We start from the raw sequence: 20,213 nt of genomic DNA, 5'->3' as shown, positions 1-20,213 counted from the left end.
TGACGAAGTCGGGGCGCCGCTTTTCAACGGCGCCCCGCGCTGGCCTCGATGGCGGTTTCGGGACCAATCGTCAGTTCAGATCCAGGCGATCGGCGTTCATGACCTTGTTCCAGGCCTTCACGAAATCCTTGACGAACTTCTCGCCCGAGTCCGCGCAGGCATAGACCTCGGCGAAGGCCCGCAGTTCGGCGTGCGAGCCGAAGATCAGGTCGACGCGCGTGGCGGTCCAGCGCGACTCGCTGCTCTTGCGGTCATGGCCCGCGAAGGCGTTGACGGCCGTGGGGCTCCACGTGGTGCCCATGTTGAGCAGGTTCACGAAGAAGTCGTTGGTGAGCACTCCCGGGCGATCGGTGAACACGCCGGCCTTGGAGCCGCCGGCGTTGGCGCCCAGCACCCGCAGGCCGCCGACCAGCACCGTCAGCTCCGGTCCGGACAGACGCAGCAGCTGCGCCCGATCGACCAGGGCCTCCTCGGGCGCCATGAACTGCGTGACGTCGCGGCGATAGTTGCGGAAGCCGTCGGACAGGGGTTCGAGCGGCGCGAAGGAGTCGGCGTCGGTCTGCTCGGCCGAGGCGTCCATGCGTCCCGGCGTGAAGGGAACATCCACCGGCGTGCCGGCGTCCTTGGCGGCCTTCTCGACCGCCGCGGCGCCGCCGAGCACGATCAGGTCGGCCAGGGAGATCTTCTTGCCGCCCGCGGCCGAGGCGTTGAAGTCCTTCTGGACGCCCTCCAGCGTGCTCAGCACCTTGGCCAGGACGGGCGGATCGTTGACCTCCCAGTCCTTCTGCGGGGCGAGACGGATCCGCGCCCCGTTGGCGCCGCCGCGCTTGTCCGAGCCGCGATAGGTCGAGGCCGAGGCCCAGGCGGCCCTGACCAGCTCGGACACCGAAAGGCCGGAGGCTAGGATCTTGGCCTTCAGCGCGGCGATGTCCTGGGCGTCGACCAGCGGGTGGTCCACGGCCGGGATCGGGTCCTGCCAGATCAGGTCTTCCCGCGGCACCAGGGGACCCAGGTAACGCGGCTTGGGCCCCATGTCGCGGTGGGTGAGCTTGAACCAGGCGCGGGCGTAGGCGTCGGCGAACTGGTCGGGATGCTCGAGGAAGCGGCGCGAGATCTTCTCGTACGCCGGGTCGAACCGCAGGGCCAGGTCCGTGGTCAGCATCCGCGGCACGTGCTTCTTGGAGGCGTCATAGGCGTCGGGAATGTCGGCCGGAGCGTTCTTGGCCCGCCATTGCTTGGCGCCGGCCGGGCTCTCATGCAGCTCCCATTCGAACTTGAAGAGGTTCTCGAAGAAGTGGTTGCTCCAACGGGTCGGCGTCTGGGTCCAGATGACTTCCGGGCCGCCGGTGATGGCGTCCGGACCGATCCCGGTCCCGTGCTTGCTGCGCCAGCCCAGGCCCTGGTCCTCGATCTCGCCGCCCTGGGGTTCGGGTCCGACGAACGAAGGATCGCCGGCGCCGTGGGTCTTGCCGAAGCTATGGCCGCCCGCGATCAGGGCGACGGTCTCCTCGTCGTTCATGGCCATGCGCGCAAAGGTCTCGCGGATGTCGCGCGCCGAGGCCACCGGGTCGGGATTGCCGTTCGGGCCTTCGGGATTGACGTAGATCAGCCCCATCTGCACGGCGCCCAGCGCCGGGTGCAGCTGGCGCTCGCCGCTGTAGCGCTCGTCGCCGAGCCAGCTGCCCTCCGGCCCCCAATACAGCTCCTCAGGCTCCCAGGTGTCGGCCCGGCCGCCGCCGAAGCCGAAGGTCCTGAAGCCCATCGACTCCAGGGCGACGTTGCCGACCAGCACGTAGAGGTCGGCCCAGGAGATCTTGCGGCCGTACTTCTGCTTGATCGGCCAGAGCAGCCGGCGCGCCTTGTCGAGGTTGGCGTTGTCGGGCCAGCTGTTGAGCGGCGCGAAGCGCTGCTGCCCGCCGCCCGCGCCGCCGCGCCCGTCGCTGATGCGGTAGGTGCCGGCGCTGTGCCAGGCCAGACGGATGAAAAGACCGCCGTAGTGGCCGAAGTCGGCGGGCCACCAATCCTGAGAGTCGGTCATCAGGGCGTTCAGGTCGGCGATCAGGGCTTTGAGGTCGAGGCTCTTGAATTCCTCGGCGTAGTTGAACGCCTCGCCCATCGGGTCGGATCGCGGCGAATGCTGGTTGAGGCTTTCGAGACTAAGGTTCTGGGGCCACCAATCGCGGTTGCCTCTGCCGCGGCCGTGTCCCACGGGGCACTGACCTTGAACGCCGCCCTCGACATTCCCATCCATCGCTGTTCCTCCGGTTGGCTTATGGCTGCTCGAACCCGACGCGGCCTAGTCAACCTCGATCCACCGATAGGTAAAATTGATTGTTCCTATCATCACGATAGGCGCTGCCACTCAGGGCGGGGGCGAGGCGCCGATCGGGTCGCCGGCTAAGGTCAGCGCACGGCGCAAACTGGACTTGGGCGGGGGGAACGAAAACCTCGTCCTTCGACAAGCCCGGGATGAGGTTTTCTAGCGCCGCCGCCTGCACTTGGTTCTCATCCTGCAGCTTGTCGAAGGACGAGGACCACGCACCAGACTTGAAAATCGATAGGCCCTAGGCCGTCCAGAGATACCGCCAGGTCTCCGAGATCGCCTGGTCGCCGCGGGTCAGGCGCAGGGACAGGTCCATGCTCGCCGCCTTGGGCCGCACGCCGAACGCGACGCGGGCCGAGGCCTCGTCCGGATAGGGCGACAGGTCGCGCCAGACGATCTCGCCGCCCTGGGCCTGGAGGTCCATCGCCACCCCGTCCAGCCCCTCGGCCAGGGCCCCGCCCTGCAGATCGACGGTGAACAGCCGCAGGCCGGCCTGGGCGTCGGCCCCGGTGCGGGTGCGGAACACCCGAGCGTCGGGGCTGGCGAAGCGCTCCTGGCCCCAGTGCAGCCGATAGCGCAGGTCGACCTGGGTCCCGGCCGTCCACGGCGCCTTGGGCCGCCAGAACATGGCGATGTTGTCGTCGCTCTCCTTGGTGGTGGCCAGCTCGGCCAGGTGCACCGCGCCCTCGCCCCAGGCGTCCAGGGGCTCGACCCACAGGCTGGGCCGCAGGTCGTAGCGGGCCTGCAGGTCGCCGAAATCTTCCAGCGCCCGGGCGCGCTGCACCAGGCCGAAGCCCTTGGGGTTCTCGTCCGGAAAGTTGCTCAGGCGGTGGGCCTTGGGGTTCTGCAGCACGCGCCAGATGTGCTCGCCCCGCCCCGTCCAGATCGCCAGGCCGTCGCTGTCATGCACGGCGGTGCGATAGTCCTGGAGCGGCGACGGATCCGCCACGTTGAACAGGAACATGCTGCTCATCGCCGCCACGCCCGCCTTGGTCACGGCCGTGCGCGGGAAGACGCTGGCGGCGACGTCGAACGTCACGTCCTCGCCCGGGCGGATCGTGAAGCTGTAGACGCCCGCGCAGCTGGGACTGTCCATCAGGGCGTGGACCAGCACCGCATCGCCATCAATGGCAGGACGTTCCAGCCAGAAGGCGGTGAAGTCGGGGAATTCCTCGTTCGGCTCGCCGGCCCCGATCGCCAGGCCGCGCGCCGACAGGCCGTAGCGCTGGCCCCGGCCCAGGCTGCGGAAATAGCTGGCGCCCTGGAACACCGCCACCTCGTCCATCTTGTCGGCCTCGTTCAGCGGCCACAGCAGGCGAAAGCCGGAGAAGCCGCTCCAGCTCTTGGCGACGTCGGCGTGCTCGCCGGGGATGTCGAACATCGCCGGGTCGAAGACGATCGGCCGCGCCAGGCCGGCGGCGACCTCGTAGATCGGCAGCGGACGCGGATACAGCCACGCGGGCGGAAAGAACTCGGCCCGGAACGCCGGCCGACGGTCCTTCCAGAGGTCGGCTTCCTGCCGGAAGCGGATGCGGAAGTAGTCGTCGTAGGACAGGCCGGTCATGGTCGGCGGCGCGGGCGGCTTGGCGTAGGGCGCGGCGGCCAGGCTCCGGGCCCGGTCGCGCAGCCCCTCGACCGAGAACGGCTGGCTGACGGCGTCGTCGACGGCGGGCGTCTGCGCCGCCGCGGCCAGGCGCGGCGCCAGGGCGAGGACCGCCGACAGCGAAAGACCGCGCAGCGCCGCGCGGCGGTTGACCAAACTTGAGACCATGCGGGCCTTCTAGAGCAACGCCCCCGTTGCGCGCCATAGAACGCACCTTTAGCGACAAGGGTTCGCGGTTTCGCCCCGATCTGGACATGCCCGCTGGCGCGACGCGGCGCGCCCGCCTATTTCTAACGCTGCAAGCGTTGCAACAAGCCTGGCCTTGGCACGTTTGGGCTTGGTCGGGCGACTTGATAAGGTTCGCCGGCGGACAGAGGGACCGACAAGACTTCATGGGCGCTCCGGCTGATTTCACCCTCAAGGAGACCGCCGGCCACAAGACGGCCGTGCTCTCGGGGGACTGGACCGCCCGCGGCATGGTCGACGCCGGCGAGCGCCTGGTCCAGGCCATGGAGGGCTCCAAGGCCGTCGACCTGGACCTCAGCGACATCAGCCGCTGCGACACCGCCGGCGCCTACGCCATCATCCGCGCCGCCGACGGCCGGATCAGCGCGGGCAGAATCAAGGCCGGTCCCCGGGTCCTGCGGCTGCTGCAGCTGGTCGACGACGCCATCCAGGTCGAGCCCGAGGCCGCGCCGGCGCGCAAGGGCTTCACCGCCCTGCTGGAGCGTATCGGGCGCGGCGTCTACGGTCTGGGCGACGATCTCTACGGCACCCTGGCCTTCCTGGGCCACCTGCTGGTCGCCATCGGCCGCTGCATCGTCAAGCCAAGCCGGATCCGCTGGGCGCCGGTCGTGGCCCTGGCCGAGCGCGCCGGCCTGGACGCCATCCCGATCGTCGCCACCACCACCTTCTTCATCGGCGCGGTCGTCGCCCTGCTGGGGGCCAACCTGCTGACCCAGTTCGGGGCCCAGGTGTTCGCCGTCGAGCTGATCGGCATCTCGGTGCTGCGCGAGTTCAACATCCTGATCACCGCCATCCTGCTGGCCGGCCGCTCGGCCTCCAGCTTCGCGGCCGAGATCGGCTCGATGAAGATGAACCAGGAGATCGACGCCATGCAGGTGATGGGGGTCGATCCCTACGAGGCCCTGGTCCTGCCGCGCTTCGCCGCCCTGCTGCTGACCATTCCGCTGCTGACCTTCGTGGCCACCCTGGCGGGCCTGGCCGGCGGCATGCTGGTCACCTGGGCCGTGCTCGACCTGTCGCCGACCTTCTTCCTGCAGCGCATGCAGGACTCCGTCGGCGTGCAGCACTACTGGATCGGCCTGTCGAAGGCGCCGGTGATGGCCATGGTCATCGCCGCCATCGGCTGCCGCCAGGGCATGGAGGTCGGCAACGACGTCGAGTCGCTGGGCCGGCGGGTCACCGCCGCCGTGGTCCACGCCATCTTCGCGATCATCGCCATCGATGCGGTGTTCGCCCTGATCTACATGGAACTGGACCTGTGAGCGCGGCCAAATCGTCCCAATCCAAGGCTCTGGCCAAGGCCCAGTCGACGGCCGCCCCCCAGGGCGAGGACGAGACCGCGTCGACGGCCGAGGCGCCGCCGATCCGGGTCACGGGCCTGGTGTCGCGGTTCGGCGACAACGTCATCCACGACGGCCTGGACCTGACCGCCAATCGCGGCGAGGTGCTCGGGGTGGTCGGCGGCTCGGGCTCGGGCAAGTCGGTGCTGCTCAACACCATCATCGGCCTGAAGATCCCCGACGGCGGCTCGGTCAAGCTGTTCGGCCAGGACATGGCCGACGCCTCGCGCAAGCGCTGGAACATCATCGAGCGCCGCTGGGGCGTGCTGTTCCAGCAGGGGGCGCTGTTCTCGAACCTGACCGTGCGCGAGAACGTGGCCGCGCCGCTGCACGAGCACACCCGCCTGCCCAAGGGCGAGATCGAGCACTTGGCCGACCTGAAGATCGCCCTGGTCGGCCTGCCCGCCCGGGCCGGCAACCTCAAGCCCGCCGAGCTGTCGGGCGGCATGCGCAAGCGCGCGGGCCTGGCCCGCGCCCTGGCCATGGACCCCGAGCTGCTGTTCCTGGACGAGCCCACCGCCGGCCTCGACCCGATCAGCGCCGCGGCCTTCGACACCCTGATCAAGGACCTGTCCGACAGCCTGGACCTGACGGTGTTCATGATCACCCACGACCTGGACACCCTGTACGAGATCACCGACCGCATCGCGGTCATCGCCGACAAGAAGGTCGTCGCCACCGGCTCCGTCCACGAGCTGGAGAAGAACGACCACCCCTGGATTCAGGAATACTTCATGGGGCCGCGCGGTCGCGCGGCCGCCAGCCATTCGACGCCCCGAGCCCCTACCGAGCCGGCGCCCCAGGCGACACCGAGGACGAGCTGATGGAAAGAAACGCCAACTACGCCTTGGTGGGCGCGGCCACCCTGATCCTGTTCATGGGGCTGCTGATCTTCGCCGTCTGGCTGGCCAAGCTGAGCTTCAACCAGGAATACGACCTGTATGACGTCCTGTTCGTCGGGCCCGTGCGCGGCCTGTCGGACGGCGGCGAGGTGCACTTCAACGGCATCAAGGTCGGCGAGGTCACCAAGATCGCCCTGGACAAGTCCGACCCCAACCGCGTCATCGCCCGGGTCCGCGTCACCTCGGACGTGCCGATCAAGACCGACAGCTTCGCCACGCTGGAGCCCCAGGGCATCACCGGCGTGAACTATGTGCAGATCACCGCCGGCGCGCCGGCCAAGCCGCTGCTGAAAAGCACCGTCAAGAAGGACGAGGTGCCGGTGATCCGCAGCCAGCGCAGCGCCCTGTCCGACCTGCTGGAAGGCGGCGGCACGGTGCTGACCCGCACCATCGAGGCCCTGGACCGCGTCAACCGGGTGCTGTCGGACGACAACGTCAAGACCTTCAGCGCCTCGCTCAGCGACATCCAGTCGGTCACCGCCGAGCTGCGCGAGCGCAAGGCGATCATCGCCGACGCGCAGAAGGCCCTGCAGAGCATCGAGACCACCTCGACCAAGATCGGCGAACTGTCGGACTCCGTCAACGGCCTGGCCAACGGCGACGCCAAGCGCACGCTCAACAACCTGGCCGAAGCCGCCGACGAGCTGAAGGCCACGGCCAAGGACGTGCGCGGCATGGTCGGCAAGCTGGAAGGCCCAACCAGCGATTTCGCCACCACCGGTCTGCCGCAGCTGTCGTCGGCCGTCGTCACCCTGCAATCGGCCGCCGAGTCCCTGGACCGACTGGTCAGCGAAGTCGAACAGAACCCGCGCGCCCTGGTCGGCAAGGCGCCGGCCAAGGAACTGGAGGTCAAGCCGTGAGCACTCTTCCCATGAGCCTTCCTCCTGTTGGTCGCCCTCCCGCGAGCATCGGGCGCGCCGTCCTGCGGTCGCTGGCGGTCGCCGTCGTCGCCGTGGCGCTGACCGGCTGCATCAGCCTGTTCCCCAAGACCAAGCCCGCCGGTCTCTACCGCTTCGGCCATGTCGCGGCGGAGAGCTCCAGGCCCGCGACCGAGAAGAGCTTCGGGGTCTTCAAGACCCCGACCGTCTTCAACCGCGCGGCGATGAGCGACCGCCTGCTGTCGGTGACCGACGGCGAGGCCGCCTATATCTCGGACGCCCGCTGGGTCTCGCCGGCCATCGTGCTGTTCGACGAGGCCGTGGCCCGGGCCTTCGAGGGCGACAACAGCCGCGCCCGGCTGGTCACGCGCGGCGAGGCCCTCAAGGCGGCCATGGCCCTGCGCCTGGAAGTCCGCTCGTTCGAGACCGTCTATGTCGACGGCCCCAAGGCCCCGCCCGAGGTGCTGGTCGAGATCCGCGCCGTGATGACCCGCAGCAACGACCGCGCCCTGGTCGGCGACCAGGTGTTCGTGGCCCGGGTCAAGGCCGCCGACAACCGCCTCGGCGCCATCGTGCCGGCCTACGACCAGGCCGTCAGCAAGGTGCTGACGGAGATCGTGACCTGGGTCAGCGACGCGGGCGGAAAGCTCCCGCCGGGCTGAGCAAGATCGACCTTCACGCTGGTTCTCCAATTTGCTCGTCATTCCCGCCCTTGTGGCGGGAACCCCTTTCTCCGCCGCACGAGCGTTGATGTGGCGCGCCAGCGCGCCAAGGCGCTTCACCGTCAGCTGAACGAGGGGTTCCCGCCACAAGGGCGGGAATGACGGTTGAAGGGATGGTTCAAAGTTGGTCGAGCGGCCTGAAACGCTGAATGTCGATGCGCTCTAGATGTCCCTAGGCTCAGGACTCCGGATCCAGCCCGGCGCGGTCAGCCGCGATCCTGGCCGCGGACGCGGGCGCCGTCGCCGGATCGCGGCGAAAGCGCACCGTGATCTCCACGCTGTCGGGCCGCTTGGCCAGGGCGTCGCGGACCATGGCCAGCAGGGTGTCGGCCGAGACGTGCAGGTCCACGACCTGCCCCGACTCTTCGTAGACGAGGTGGGAATGCGGCTCGGGCACGGTGTCGAACACCAGCTCCGTCGTCGTCGTGGGCAACCGGCCGACCAGCCCGTGGTCGGCGAGCAGCTCCAGCTGGCGGGCCAGTTCGCCCGAGGTGATCGCAAGACCCGCCTCGGCGACCAGGTCGGCCGCCTCCGCCAGGGTCAGATGCACCTCCGGCGAGGCGCGCAACAGGGCCAGCAGACGCGGCAAGGCGCCGTGCCCGGCCAGGCCGGCGCGGCGCAGCTCCTCCCGCAGCACGGCTTCCACCGTATGGGGCATCCTAGCGTCCTCCCAAGGCGCCGGGGATTATCGCGGTCGCGCGTCGCCGCGATCTTGCAGACTGGAACTCAGGCGCCGTCGAAACGATCCGGATCCGCCGCCGGATCGGGCCGCCGCGAAAACCTCGACACGGGCTTCCACGATGGCCTGGCTCCCAATTTGCCCATGATCGTGATAAAGAGAAGCAACAAATCTCAATCGATCCTATAGGCCAGGCCTATGAACCTTCGAGATCTCAGCTACCTGTTGGCCGTGGTCGAGCATGAGCATTTCGGGCGGGCCGCCCGGGCCTGCGGCGTCAGCCAGCCGACCCTGTCGGTGCAGATCCGCAAGCTCGAGGACCTGATGGGCGTGGCGCTGTTCGAGCGCACCAGCAAGACCGCCGCCCCGACCGCCGCCTGCCTGCAGCTGGTCGGCCACGCCCGCGACGCGGTGACCTCGGCCGAGGCCATCCTGGCCACCGCGCGCAATCTGCGCGACCCGCTGTCGGGGCGCTTCCGGCTGGGCATCATTCCGACCCTGGCGCCCTATCTGCTGCCGCTGATCTTCGCGCCGCTGCGCCAGGCGCTGCCGATGCTGGAGCTGGAGCCGTGGGAAGACCAGACCGACGCCCTGCTCGAGCGGCTGCGCGCCCACGAGCTGGACGCCGCCCTGCTGGCGACCGAGGTGGACGGACCCGACCTGGTTAGCCGGCCGCTGTTCGCCGAACCCTTCCTGGCCGCCCTGCCCCCCGAGCATCCGCTGGCGGGGCGCTCGGTGATCCGGGAGACCGACCTGGCGCGCGACATCCTGGTGCTGGCCGACGGCCACTGCCTGCGCGACCAGACCGTGGAGGCCTGCGGCGGCGACGCGGCGCTGGGCGGCCCCCTGCGGGCGGCCAGCCTGCCGACCCTGCTCAACATGGTGGCGGCCGGTTACGGGACGACGCTGATCCCCGGGCTGGCGGCCGGCGCGGCCCAGGACGCCGGCATCGTACTGCGGCCCCTGGCGGCCCGGGCCGGCCGCACCGTGCGCATCGCCTGGCGCGCCCACTTCCCGCGCCGCGCGGCGGTCGAGGCGGTGGGCGAGGTCATCGCCACACGCCTGCGCGGCTTCGCCGAGGGCGCGGCGGCGGGGGCGGTTTAGGGGGGGTCCGAAGTCGGCCTTTCGCTTCAACGCGGACATCCGTCGCGCTGGGTTGGATGTCTGCCTCTGGCGCGACTCGGCCTGATGCAGACCCTCGGATCGGCGGAGAAGGGTGTTTGCGAGGAGCGGAACTACTCTGCGGCGACCGCCTCGCTTGGACCCTCCGACGCCTTCGCCTCAGCCGGCACGTACTGCACCTTCATGGTATGGATCGCGCCGTTGAACGCAAACGGCGCGCGGTCGTAATAGTCCTCCGATACCGGCGACCCTAGGCACAGGCCAACGTCCAGGCAGTCGTTGGCTGTGAACAACAGCGGCGCGTTCATCGGCACGACGCCTTCGCCGACAATCACGTCGTTGACCTTGATCGTGACGTTCAGCGGCCCGGCGGGACGGGCTTCCACATAGGACGTCTCAATCTGGATCTTGGTGCGCCCGGTCGGAAGCGGGCCGATGGACCTGATCTTGGTCCGCTGGATGATGAAGAGGTTGTACTCGTAAGTGATCTGACCGTTGTCGATATAGCAGGTGAGCCCACCTGAACCGCTGCCCAGGGCATAGAGAACGCCCTTCGGATCAGCGGGCAGATCGGCGTCAATGGTCACGATGTTTGGCTTGTTGCCCAAGGTGGGCGCGGCGACTTCCGGAATGCGGTTGATGTCGCCGGTGAACGTCCATTCGTGATACGGCGAAGCGATCCGAAGTTCGGGATGCAGGAAGGGCACCCACAGTCCTCCGCCGACCGGGTAGACCTTGTTCCTCGCCGCCTCCATGGCGAAGAGCTCCTTCATTTGGGCCAGCTTGGCGGGCATCTCCTGGGCCAGGTCCTTGGCCTGGGACCAGTCCTTGGTCAGGTCGTAAAGCTCCCAGGCATCGTCGTCAGGGCTCCAGTTGGGGCCGCCCTTGGGCGCGCCCGAGGCCCAGGGCTCACGCGGTCCGAACGCCGAGGCCATCCAGCCGTCGTGATAAATCGAGCGGCTGCCCATGATCTCGAAATACTGGGTCAGGAGCCGACCGGGCGCAGCACCATCGTTGAACGAATAGGCCAGGCTCACGCCGTGAATTGGGTCCTGGGGGAAGCCGTTGACGACGCGTGGCGGTGTGATGCCGACCACCTCGTAGATCGTCGGAACGATGTCGTTGACGTGATGAAACTGGCTGCGCGGCGTAGCGTCAGGCTTGATCTTGCTGGGCCAACGGACGGCCAGCGGGTTGCGGGTGCCGCCCAGATGCGAGGCCACCAGCTTCATGCCCTTGTAGGGCGTGCTGCCCGCCCAGGCCCAGGCCGCATGATACTGGTTGTCGGTCTTGGGAGACCCCAGCATATCGAGCCCGCCCAGTTCGTCGAGCGCCCGAATATGGTCCGACACCTTGGTCGGGATCATGTTCTGGGCCAGCAGCTCGCTGATGGTGCCCAGCTGCCCCTCGCCGGACGAGCCGTTGTCACCCCACATGTAGAAGACCAGGGTGTTGTCGTCGTAGCCCAAAGCTTCGAGTTCATCGAGCAGACGGCCGACCTGATGGTCGACGTGCTCGGCGAAGCCGGCCGCGACTTCCATCAGCCGGCGCTGGAAAGGCTTCTCGTCCTCGGGAATCTCGTCCCACCCCTGAAGGGTTTCGGCCCGGGCGGTCAGTTCGGCGTCGGCCGAAATCCAGCCGCTATCCTTGGCTCGTTGATGGACGCGTTCACGATAGGCGTCCCAGCCATCATCGAACTTACCGGCGTACTTGTCGGCCCACTCCTTCATGACCTGATGCGGGCCGTGGATGGCGCCGCTGGCCCAGTACATCATGAACGGCTTGTCCGGCCGAAGGGCCTTGTGCTGGCGCAGCCAGTGGATGGAGTCGTCAGCCAGGTCTTCGCTGAGGTGATAGCCTTCTTCCGCCGTTTTCGGCGGCGGGACCACGGTTGTGTTGCGGACCAGATGCGGCTCGTACTGCGACGCCTCACCGGCCAGGAAGCCGTAGAAATACTCGAACCCGAGCCCCGTGGGCCAGTTGTGGAACGGGCCGGCGGCGGTTGTCTCCAGCGCGGGGGTGTTGTGCCATTTGCCGAAGGCGGAGGTGGCGTAGCCGTAGTTCTTCAGCACCTCCGCCACCGTGGCGCAGCTCATCGGGATGGTGCCCGCGTAGCCGTCCCAGTCATTGGCGAGCTCGGCGATCTGGCCGTTGCCGATGTGATGGTGATTGCGACCGGTGAGCAGGGAGCCCCGCGTTGGCGAACACATGGCAGTCGAATGGAAGCGGTTGTAGGCCACACCGCCGTTCATCACCCGCGCCAGGTTCGGCGTGGCGACTTCCCCGCCCAACGGTGTGGGCAGCCCCGGGCCGGCATCGTCGATCAGCACGAACAGGATGTTCGGCGCGTCCGCCGGCAGCCGGGACGCAACAGGCTTGGGGCTGTACACGGACTCCTGCATCGTCCGCCCGGCTATGCTGCCCGACAGCGGCGACGGAAACGGCAGAACGTCTTGCGCGGCCATGCGCGGATGGGTTTCGTCGGTCATGGTCGGGCTCCGCGTGTTGGCGCTCATCGACGCTCAGCCATCCTGCCTCGGCCGACAGCGGGCGCGATAAGGGTTGTCGAAGGAAGCTGCGCGGGACGACCTTCTCCGCTTCGGACCGAGCTGGAAATCGGGGAGAACCCTATGTCCGGGGCCCAGACACCCTGCCTCTGGAGCGAAACCGCCGGCTCTCGGAGCGGCTTCCACCGCGTAGTTCCGCTTTTTGCGGAAGACACCAGTTATCGATGCCAACTTTGTTGGCTGAGCACAGCCCGCTTCGGGTCGTTCAGTGCCTTGGCGGGGAGTGGCTGAATGTCGAGTTTCTGGAGCGATGCTCGAGTCCGCTTCTGGCGCTCGGCAGCCGCTTAGGTCAGCCGCCCCTCACCGCCCGCCTACAGCGCCGTCAGCGGCTCCGCCACCGCCCCATAGCCCGCGTCCGGCTGGATGCGCAGCGACGGCCCGTCGACCCACGGCTCCACCGTCACCAGGGGCCGCGCCCGCGCCGTTTCGATCGCCGCCGCCGCGTGCGGGCTCTCGGCCAGCAGCTGCAGGTTCATGCGCGTGGGGAAGATCACCTTGCGCTGGCCCGAGGCCGCCAGCGCCAGGGCCTCGCCCGGCGCGATCCATTCGGCGTCGACCGCCTCGTGGCCGTCGCAGATGGCCAATTGGGCCAGGGGCGCGTGGGCGACGTAGAACCAGGTGTCGAAGCGCTTGGCCATCAGCGGCGGGGTGATCCAGCGGGCGAAGATGGTCAGGGCCGCCAGGTCCAGCTTCAGGCCCAGCTCGCGGACCACGTCGAGGAAGGGCATGCGGTCCTCGGCGACCGCCGCCCGCACGTCGATCGCCGCCTCGCCGGCATAGATCTCGCCCGCCGCGTCGCGGGCCAGCAGCACGCCGGCCTCCTCATAGGCTTCGCGGATGGCGGCGATGCGCAGCGGCGCGCCGTCGGTCTCGACGCTTTCCCAGCCCGTGGCGTGGTCGGTCCAGGCCGGGTCATGGTCGCCGGCGTGGCTCTTGCCGCCCGGGAAGACCAGGGCGCCGGCCGCGAAGTCGATCTGATGGTGCCGCTTGACCATCAGCACCTCGAAGGCCGGCTCGTCGCGCAGCATCAGGATGGTGGCGGCGGGGCGGATCGGATCTTCGACGGGCTCTGACATCGGACGAGGTTGGCGCCGATGCGCCGCGTTGCCCAGATGATTTCGAACGCGCGTTTAGCTCTCAACCCGCTCATCCCGGCGAACGCCGGGACCCAGATCCCATAGCGGTGTGGATGATTGGAGAAGCTCGGAGCCTTTGGCGTCAGCCTCAAAGCCATTCCATCTGGGTCCCGGCATTCGCCGGGATGAGCGGAATGATGGGGAGATCTACCCCGCCACCGCGGTCCGGGCCCGTTCGGCCAGGCGATCGGCGCGGTCCAGCAGATAGTCGGAATCCTCGCGCGACACGGCTGGCGAGGCGGTCAGGAAGCGCTGGATCATGTGCTCCTGGAACCGTTCGCGGTCGCCGGGGCGGCCGTCGTATTCCAGGGCGTGGAAGGCGTCGACGCCGGCCCGGAAGGCCGGGAACAGGCGCGGCGGCAGGCCCGCCCGCTCGCAGATCGCCTTCAGGCCCAGGATCCCGGCGTCGTGGATCATCAGCCAGGTGCGGTGATGCGGCACGCCGGACAGCTCGGCTACGCCCCACTCGAAGAAGGTCATGTGGCCATGGGCCAGGGCCCGCAGCAGCAGGGACGGCGACAGCCGGTCCACGCCGTGGAGGTGGGCGGCGAAGGCCTTGACGTCGGTGGCGCGGCCGGCCTGGTCGACCAGGTCGATCGTCGCCCGCTCCTTGGTGTCGAGGATCAGTTCAAGCGTGCGCTCGGCCGACAGCGGGTGGGTGGCCAGGATGTGGTCGCGCAGCTGGTCGCCGACCATGTCGATCAGGCGCTCGGTCACCGACAGCGGCAGGACCGAGCGGTAGGCGACGGCGGTCAGCACCTTCTCGGACTTGGCGAAGCGTTCCAGGACCCGCTGCAGGGCGCTCTCGGACATCCGCGCGCTGTCGTTGGCGCAGAGCGCGACGACGACGTCCTCGCCGCCCTCCTCGACCAGCAGCGCCGCGACCTTGCGCGACAGCCTGGGGCGCTTGGCCACGGCCAGCTGGCGCACCGGACCGCCCAGGCGGATGATCTCGGCCAGGTCGGCGTCGCTGAACACCGGCGAGAAGCTGATCACCGGCAGCGATACGCTCTCGACGTCGCGGGCCAGGCGGTTGGCGACGTCGGGCGGCAGGGTCGGCGAATTGCGCAGGGTCACGGCCATGGCGCGGCGGACCAGTTCGGCGGCGTCGGCGGCCATCACCCGCAGGATCTCGCCCGCCAGCACACGCTGCTCGTCGTCCAGTTCGGCGCGGTCGATGGTGCGGCACAGCTTGTGGGCGGCCAGGGCCCGCTCGTCGGGCGTCGCGCCCTTCACCAGCATGCGGATGTCGTGTTCGGTCAGGGCGGCGCGGGTGGTGGCCATCGATCTCCCCCAAGGCCCACGGAACGGCGGGGAATCGGATCATCTCCCGTTATGCTTAACGATTGTTTGCCCTCAAAGGTGTGGAGATTAACGATAAGCCGTAACTCGGCGCAAACCGTGATCCCCTAGGGTTCCGGCTCACCAGCCGAGGAATCAGTCCTTGTTCGCCGAGCGCCGACAAAACATCCCCGCGGACGGCGGCGCCGACGCCCGCCTGGCGCTCGACGCCCAGACCGCGCTGCTGCCCTACGCGCTGGCCGTCTTCGCCGTCAGCCTGCCGATCTATGTCTGGGCCTGCTCGTTCGCGCGCAACGCCGGCTGGATGGCGATCAGCTTCGCGGTGTTCGCGATCAACTGGGGCGTCTTCTACGCCGTGGTCGCCTGGCTGCGCACCGACGCGGCCCGGGACCTGACGCGCCGCGCGCGGGTGCACGTGCTGTCGGGCCTGCTGTGGGCGCTGGCCGTCTGCCAGATGGCCGCCTTCGCCGACGGGGCGGGCGGCGTGCGCGAGACCCTGCTGCTGCTGTCGGCCGGCGCGGCCGTGGTCTGCATCTTCTTCGCCGCCCCCTGCCTGCTGGCCCTGCTGCTGACCGCTCCGCTGGCGGCGGTCGCGCCGCTGTACCTGCTGTTCTCGCGGCCGCAGAGCGAGCGGGCCGGCGTCATGGCGTTCGGGGCGATCGCCCTGGCCATGGCCCTGTCGCTGGTCCTCAACCGCATGCTGCGCCGCCAGCACGCCCTAGCCCTGGCCCACGAGGCCCTGCTGGAGGACCGGCTGATCGTGCTGGAGGCCGCCGAGCGCTCGGCCCGTTCGAAGTCCGACATCGTCGCCACCCTCAGCCACGAGATCCGCAACGGCCTGACCGGCGTGACCCATGTGCTGGCCGCCGCCGCCGGCAAAGGCGGCCGCGCGGCCCCCTCGCGAGAACAGTTGAACGCCGCCCTCGACGCCGCCCAGGACCTGGTCGCGGTGCTCAACGCCACCCTGGATTCCGAGACCGCCGAGTCCGGCCGCCTGGCCGTCGAGAGCGTGGCCTTCGAGCCCGTGCGCCTGATCCGCGACCTGGTGCTGCTGGACCGCCCGCACGCCGTGGCCAAGGGCCTGGAGCTGGTCGTCCACGTCGAGCCGGACCTGGAGCACCGCCAGCTGGGCGCGGCGATCGGCGATCCCCTGCGGACCCGCCAGATCATCGCCAACATCGTCGGCAACGCCGTCAAGTACACCGTCCGCGGCCGGGTCGAGGTGCGGGTCGAGCGCCGCGACAACCTGATCGCCATCGAGGTGGCCGACACCGGTCCTGGCCTGTCGCGCGAAGAGATGGACCAGGCCTTCCAGGCGTTCCAGCGCGTCGAGCGCACCGGGGCGGGCGTCAACGGCGCGGGCCTGGGCCTGTCGCTGTCGCGCCAGCTGGCCAAGCTGATGGGCGGCGCGCTGGAGGCCACCAGCGCCGTCGGCGTCGGCAGTTGCTTCACCCTGACCCTGCCCTTCGACGAGAACGCCCCGAGCGCGGTCGAACCCGACACCGGCGAGCCCCCGCAGCCGGTCGAGGCCGCCGGCGCCCCGCCCCGCAACCTGCGGATCCTGATCGCCGAGGACGACGCCCTCAACGCCGCCATGCTGCGCGCCATCCTCGAGCAGTTGGGCCACCAGGTGGTCCACGCCCAGAACGGCCGCCGCGCCCTGGACCTGGCCCGGGTCTGCGACTTCGACCTGGTGATGCTGGACGGCCGCATGCCGATCCTGGACGGTCCGCAAACCGCCGCCGCCTTGCGCGCCCTGGACGGCGCCAATCGCGACGTGGCCATCGTGGCGGTGATCGGCGGCGACGCCGACGAGGCTCGCGAGTGCCTGGACGCCGGCGCCGACACGGTGCTGCGCAAGCCCGTCAGCGTCGCGGCCGTGGCCCGCGCCGTGGCCGACGCGGCGACGCTCGAGCGCAAGAGCGTCTCCAGCCAGGCGGCCGTCGCCTAAACCGCTTCCCAACAGCCGTTTGACTCGTCCACACTCCGCTCAACGATAAGAAGCGGGAGGACGGGATGCTGCGCGGTCTGCGGGTCATCGAGTTGGCCACCTACATCGCCGCCCCGGGCGCGGCCGGGATCATGGCCGACTGGGGCGCCGACGTGATCAAGATCGAGTCGCCCGACGGCGACCCGATGCGGGGCTTCTTCGACACCCTGGGCTCGGACCAGGCCGCCAACCCGATCTTCGAGCTGGACAACCGCGGCAAGCGCTCGGTCGTGCTCGACATCCGCACCCCGGCCGGCCGCGACGCCGCCAAGGCCCTGGTCAAGGACGCCGACATCTTCCTGACCAATGTCCGCCCCGCCGGTCTGGCGCGGGCGGGCCTCGACTACGACGCCCTCAGGGCGGTCAATCCGCGCCTGATCTATTGCAGCCTGACCGGCTATGGCCTGGAGGGTCCCGACGCCGACCGGCCGGGCATGGACGTGGCGGCCTTCTGGTCGCGGGCGGGCGTGGGCGCGATCACCGGCCCCAAGGGCGCCGAGCCCTTCCCGCTGCGCACCGGCATGGGCGACCACGTGACCTCGCTGGCTACGGTGTCCGCCATCCTGGCGGCCGTCCACGAACGCCACCGCACGGGTGTCGGCCGCCTGGTCGAGACCTCGCTGCTGCGGGCCGGCGTCTATGCGATCGGCTCGGACATGGCCATCCAGCTGCGGTTCGGGAAGCTGGCCTCCACCCGGCCCCGGCGCGAGGCGATCCAGCCCCTGGCCAACTTCTTCCAGACCCGCGACGGCCGCTGGATCTGCCTGCTGGCCCGCCAGGGCTCCAGCGACTGGGCGCGGATCGCGACGGCGGCCGGCCGCCCCGAGCTGACCGAGGATCCTCGCTTCACCAGCGCCCGCCTGCGCCGCGAGAACGGCGGGGCCCTGGTCGACATCCTGGACGCGGCGTTCGGGGCCATGGATTACGCCGAAGCGGCGAAGGCCCTCGACGCCGGCGACCTGACCTGGGCCCCCTGGCAGACGCCGCGCGACCTGGTCACCGATCCGCAGGCGGCGGCGGCCGGCTGTTTCGTGGAGACGCCGGACGGCAAGGGCGCGACCTTCCCCGCCCCGGCCGGACCGGCGCGGTTCCCGGGCGCGGAGGACGGCCCGCGCGGCCCGGCGCCGGGCCTGGGCGAGCACACGGCGGCGGTGCTGGCGGAGATCGGGTGGTCGGAGGACGAGATTGAACGCGTCATGAGCGCCCCTTCCTAGCTCCCCTTTTCAGCCGTCATTCCGGGCCTTGTGCCCGGAACCCCTCTGTCCGCCGCAAGTGCGGGGGTGTGGCGCGCTGGCGCGCCATTTCGCTTCACCGTCGGCTGAACCAGGGGTTCCGGGCACAAGGCCCGGAATGACGGTGCTATTTGGGAAATGGTGGTGGAGGGAAAGCCCCTACCGCTTGCTCTTCGATCCATCACTCGCGTCGGACAACACGCGCAGCATTTCCGACGAGAACATCGAACTGGTCATTCGCGAGGCCGACGAGCCGCCGCTCGAGACGAGACTGAAGCCGTCGTCGGCGTCCTGCGAGCCGCGCAGGATCAGGCTGACCAGCGCCTGCTGCTGCTGGATGCGCTCCAGCCGGCGGCCGGTGGCGTACTGGACGAAGCCCTGGTCGGTGTCCGACGACGCGGTCGCCGGCATGGAGGGAACCTCGCCGCCGCCCCCCGTCCGGGTCAGGTTGGCGTAGACCTCGCTGACAGTCGCCGGGCGGCCTTCACGGTAGAAGATCGACCGGTTGGCGGCCGCGGCGTCCGGGAACATGGCCGCGGCGCTGGCGCCGGGCGAATTGCCGACGGCCTCGATCAGCCGGGCCGAGCCCTGGGGGCCCAGGAAATGGGCGGCGTAGAGTTCGCCGGACGTGGGCGTGCGGCCCACCCGGCCGCGCAGATACGAGGCGTGGTCGCTGGCCAGTTCGCCGGCCATCAGCGAGGCGGCGTGCGGGTCCAGCTTCAGGCCCAGCACCGCCTTGCGGGCCTCGTCGCCGCTGACCCGGTACTTGCCGTCCGCGCCCTGCTGGATCAGGTCGGCGTAGCGGGCGTAGCCGTACTTGGCGCCGTGCTTCTTCAGGGTCGACAGCCAGGTCTGGTCCACGAACTGGAACAGGCCCGAGGCCGACGAGGTCCGCGCCCGGGCGGCGGGATTGTAGCCGCTCTCGCGCTTGGCCGTGCCCATCAGGAACGTGAAGTCCACGCCCGTCGCGCTGGACGCGCGCTGGATCGCCGACTCGACGACGCTGCGGATGGAGGTGACGTTGGCCATGCCCGAAGATGTGAACGCGCATGGTTAATCGGGCCTTAACCAAGCTGGAAGGCTCGGCAGAATTTGCCTGTGGCGGCTCGCCGCAGTTACGCGTGTAAAAATTCTACGCTCGTAATATTTACAAACGTAATTCGACGTGACAGGCTTCCTCCATCGACCCCGGTTTCATCAAGCGGTCGGTGCTGAAGGAGGTTGTCATGGTTGCGTACGAAGGCGCGGTCGGTTCCTACATTCCTGGCTTGGACGCCCCACGCGGCAAGCCGTCCAAGGCCCTGTTCGCGGCCCTGGTCATCGTCGCCGGCGCTCATGCGGGCCTGTTCGCCTATTTGGCCTATCAGAAGTTCATCCCGCCGATCACGAAGGATTTTCCCGAGCCGCCGCCGACCATCATCGACAACAGGCCCGTGCCCCCGCCTCCGGAACCCAAGGTGGACAAGGCCGTCCCGAGGACAGCCAATCCGCCGCCGATCCACAGACCCGTCCCGATCGTTGATCCGCCGGTCGACCCGCTGCCCGTCAAGCCGTACGACGGCCCGAAGGTCGAGCCGGGACCTGGCCCTGTCGACCTGAGCACCGACTTGCCGCGCGGCCCGGTCTCGCAGCCGGAGCCCCAGCCCAAGGTGGTCACCCGCCCCAACTGGCTGAAGAAACCGGGGGCCTCGGAGTTCAGCCGCTTCTATCCGGAAAGCGCCATGCGGCGCGGGGTCGGCGGCATGGCGACCCTGAACTGCACGGTGGCCGCCAACGGCTCGATCCAGGCCTGCAGCGTGCTGGACGAGACCCCGTCCGAGGAAGGCTTCGGCAAGGCGGCGATCAAGCTGTCGCGGTTCTTCAGGATGAGCCCGCAGATGGAGAACGGCCAGGCCGTCGACGGGGCCAGCGTCCGCATCCCGATCCGCTTCAACGCGGCCGAAGGCTAGGAACGCGTACGCCGGCCGGGCGTACATGACGGCTGGCGATGTCTCTTCGGTCACGGGGGAGCCCCGGGTCGCCGCGCGCCTTCCAGCGCGGCGGCCCGGGGTTTTTGTTTGGAGGCGGCGCGTTCTTCACCCTCTCCCGGAGGGGAGAGGGAGGGACCCGCGCCGCAGGCGTGGGAGGGAGAGGGGTGACGCCCTGTCCGGTTTCACGCGTGGCTTTCCTTG

Annotated in this window: 15 protein-coding genes; 8 read left to right on the top strand and 7 right to left on the bottom strand. The window is 69.3% G+C overall.

Annotation, left to right across the window (positions count from 1 at the left end):
• Positions 1-70: 70 nt before the first annotated feature.
• Complete coding sequence (gene katG / locus ASD21_RS07210; protein ID WP_056438810.1) at positions 71-2,251, bottom strand: catalase/peroxidase HPI; 2,181 nt, start codon at positions 2,249-2,251, stop codon at positions 71-73.
• 313 nt (positions 2,252-2,564) lie between these two features.
• Positions 2,565-4,094 (bottom strand): glucan biosynthesis protein G, encoded by a 1,530-nt coding sequence (locus tag ASD21_RS07205; protein WP_056438808.1) that lies wholly within the window; start codon positions 4,092-4,094, stop codon positions 2,565-2,567.
• Positions 4,095-4,318: 224 nt separating this feature from the next.
• On the opposite strand from ASD21_RS07205, the gene ASD21_RS07200 reads away from it, so the two are divergent.
• The 4 genes from ASD21_RS07200 to ASD21_RS07185 are packed head-to-tail and all read left to right on the top strand — an operon-like array spanning position 4,319 to position 7,954.
• The gene (locus ASD21_RS07200; RefSeq protein WP_056438805.1) at positions 4,319-5,434 is read left to right on the top strand and encodes an ABC transporter permease; all 1,116 of its coding nucleotides are present in this window, start codon (positions 4,319-4,321) and stop codon (positions 5,432-5,434) included.
• Positions 5,435-5,463: 29 nt separating this feature from the next.
• Entirely contained in the window at positions 5,464-6,336 is an 873-nt protein-coding gene (locus ASD21_RS07195; RefSeq protein WP_056438908.1) for an ABC transporter ATP-binding protein, read from the top strand.
• A complete protein-coding gene (locus tag ASD21_RS07190; protein WP_056438801.1) occupies positions 6,336-7,274 on the top strand; it encodes an MlaD family protein in 939 nt (312 codons plus the stop codon). The genes ASD21_RS07195 and ASD21_RS07190 overlap by 1 nt, the downstream gene beginning before the upstream one ends.
• The gene (locus ASD21_RS07185; RefSeq protein WP_327019755.1) at positions 7,271-7,954 is read left to right on the top strand and encodes an ABC-type transport auxiliary lipoprotein family protein; all 684 of its coding nucleotides are present in this window, start codon (positions 7,271-7,273) and stop codon (positions 7,952-7,954) included. The genes ASD21_RS07190 and ASD21_RS07185 overlap by 4 nt, the downstream gene beginning before the upstream one ends.
• 238 nt (positions 7,955-8,192) lie before the next feature.
• On the opposite strand, the gene ASD21_RS07180 is transcribed toward ASD21_RS07185, so the two are convergent.
• Positions 8,193-8,672, bottom strand: coding sequence for a transcriptional repressor (locus tag ASD21_RS07180; protein ID WP_056438795.1), 480 nt, complete (start codon positions 8,670-8,672; stop codon positions 8,193-8,195).
• Between the two features lie 219 nt (positions 8,673-8,891).
• On the opposite strand from ASD21_RS07180, the gene ASD21_RS07175 reads away from it, so the two are divergent.
• Positions 8,892-9,797 carry a LysR substrate-binding domain-containing protein gene (locus ASD21_RS07175; protein ID WP_056438792.1) on the top strand — a complete coding sequence of 302 codons (906 nt, stop codon included), beginning with the start codon at positions 8,892-8,894 and terminating at the stop codon, positions 9,795-9,797.
• Positions 9,798-9,928: 131 nt separating this feature from the next.
• On the opposite strand, the gene ASD21_RS07170 is transcribed toward ASD21_RS07175, so the two are convergent.
• The 3 genes from ASD21_RS07170 to spbR form a co-directional block, all read right to left on the bottom strand.
• Positions 9,929-12,304 (bottom strand): arylsulfatase, encoded by a 2,376-nt coding sequence (locus tag ASD21_RS07170; protein WP_056438905.1) that lies wholly within the window; start codon positions 12,302-12,304, stop codon positions 9,929-9,931.
• A 389-nt stretch (positions 12,305-12,693) separates the two neighbouring features.
• The gene (locus tag ASD21_RS07165) at positions 12,694-13,458 is read right to left on the bottom strand and encodes an NUDIX hydrolase (protein WP_056438791.1); all 765 of its coding nucleotides are present in this window, start codon (positions 13,456-13,458) and stop codon (positions 12,694-12,696) included.
• Between the two features lie 207 nt (positions 13,459-13,665).
• On the bottom strand, positions 13,666-14,802 hold the full coding sequence (spbR, locus tag ASD21_RS07160) for a pole-localized protein SpbR (RefSeq protein ID WP_056438788.1): 1,137 nt from the start codon (positions 14,800-14,802) through the stop codon (positions 13,666-13,668).
• A 160-nt stretch (positions 14,803-14,962) separates the two neighbouring features.
• On the opposite strand from spbR, the gene ASD21_RS07155 reads away from it, so the two are divergent.
• A complete protein-coding gene (locus ASD21_RS07155; RefSeq protein WP_056438784.1) occupies positions 14,963-16,771 on the top strand; it encodes an ATP-binding protein in 1,809 nt (602 codons plus the stop codon).
• 65 nt (positions 16,772-16,836) lie between these two features.
• Entirely contained in the window at positions 16,837-18,024 is a 1,188-nt protein-coding gene (locus ASD21_RS07150) for a CaiB/BaiF CoA transferase family protein (RefSeq protein WP_056438781.1), read from the top strand.
• 177 nt (positions 18,025-18,201) lie between these two features.
• Here ASD21_RS07150 and ASD21_RS07145 read toward each other — a convergent pair whose 3' ends face one another.
• A complete protein-coding gene (locus ASD21_RS07145; protein ID WP_056438778.1) occupies positions 18,202-19,071 on the bottom strand; it encodes a transglycosylase SLT domain-containing protein in 870 nt (289 codons plus the stop codon).
• Positions 19,072-19,268: 197 nt separating this feature from the next.
• Between ASD21_RS07145 and ASD21_RS07140 the strand changes: the two genes are divergently transcribed.
• Positions 19,269-19,991: an energy transducer TonB family protein gene (locus ASD21_RS07140; protein WP_056438902.1), complete on the top strand. Its 723-nt coding sequence runs from the start codon at positions 19,269-19,271 to the stop codon at positions 19,989-19,991.
• Positions 19,992-20,213: the final 222 nt, after the last annotated feature.

The sequence above is a fragment of the Caulobacter sp. Root1455 genome (genome assembly GCF_001426905.1).
Lineage (GTDB): Bacteria > Pseudomonadota > Alphaproteobacteria > Caulobacterales > Caulobacteraceae > Caulobacter.
The sequence above is the reverse complement of the archived record's forward strand: the minus strand, read 5'-3'. Positions and strand labels throughout refer to the sequence as shown.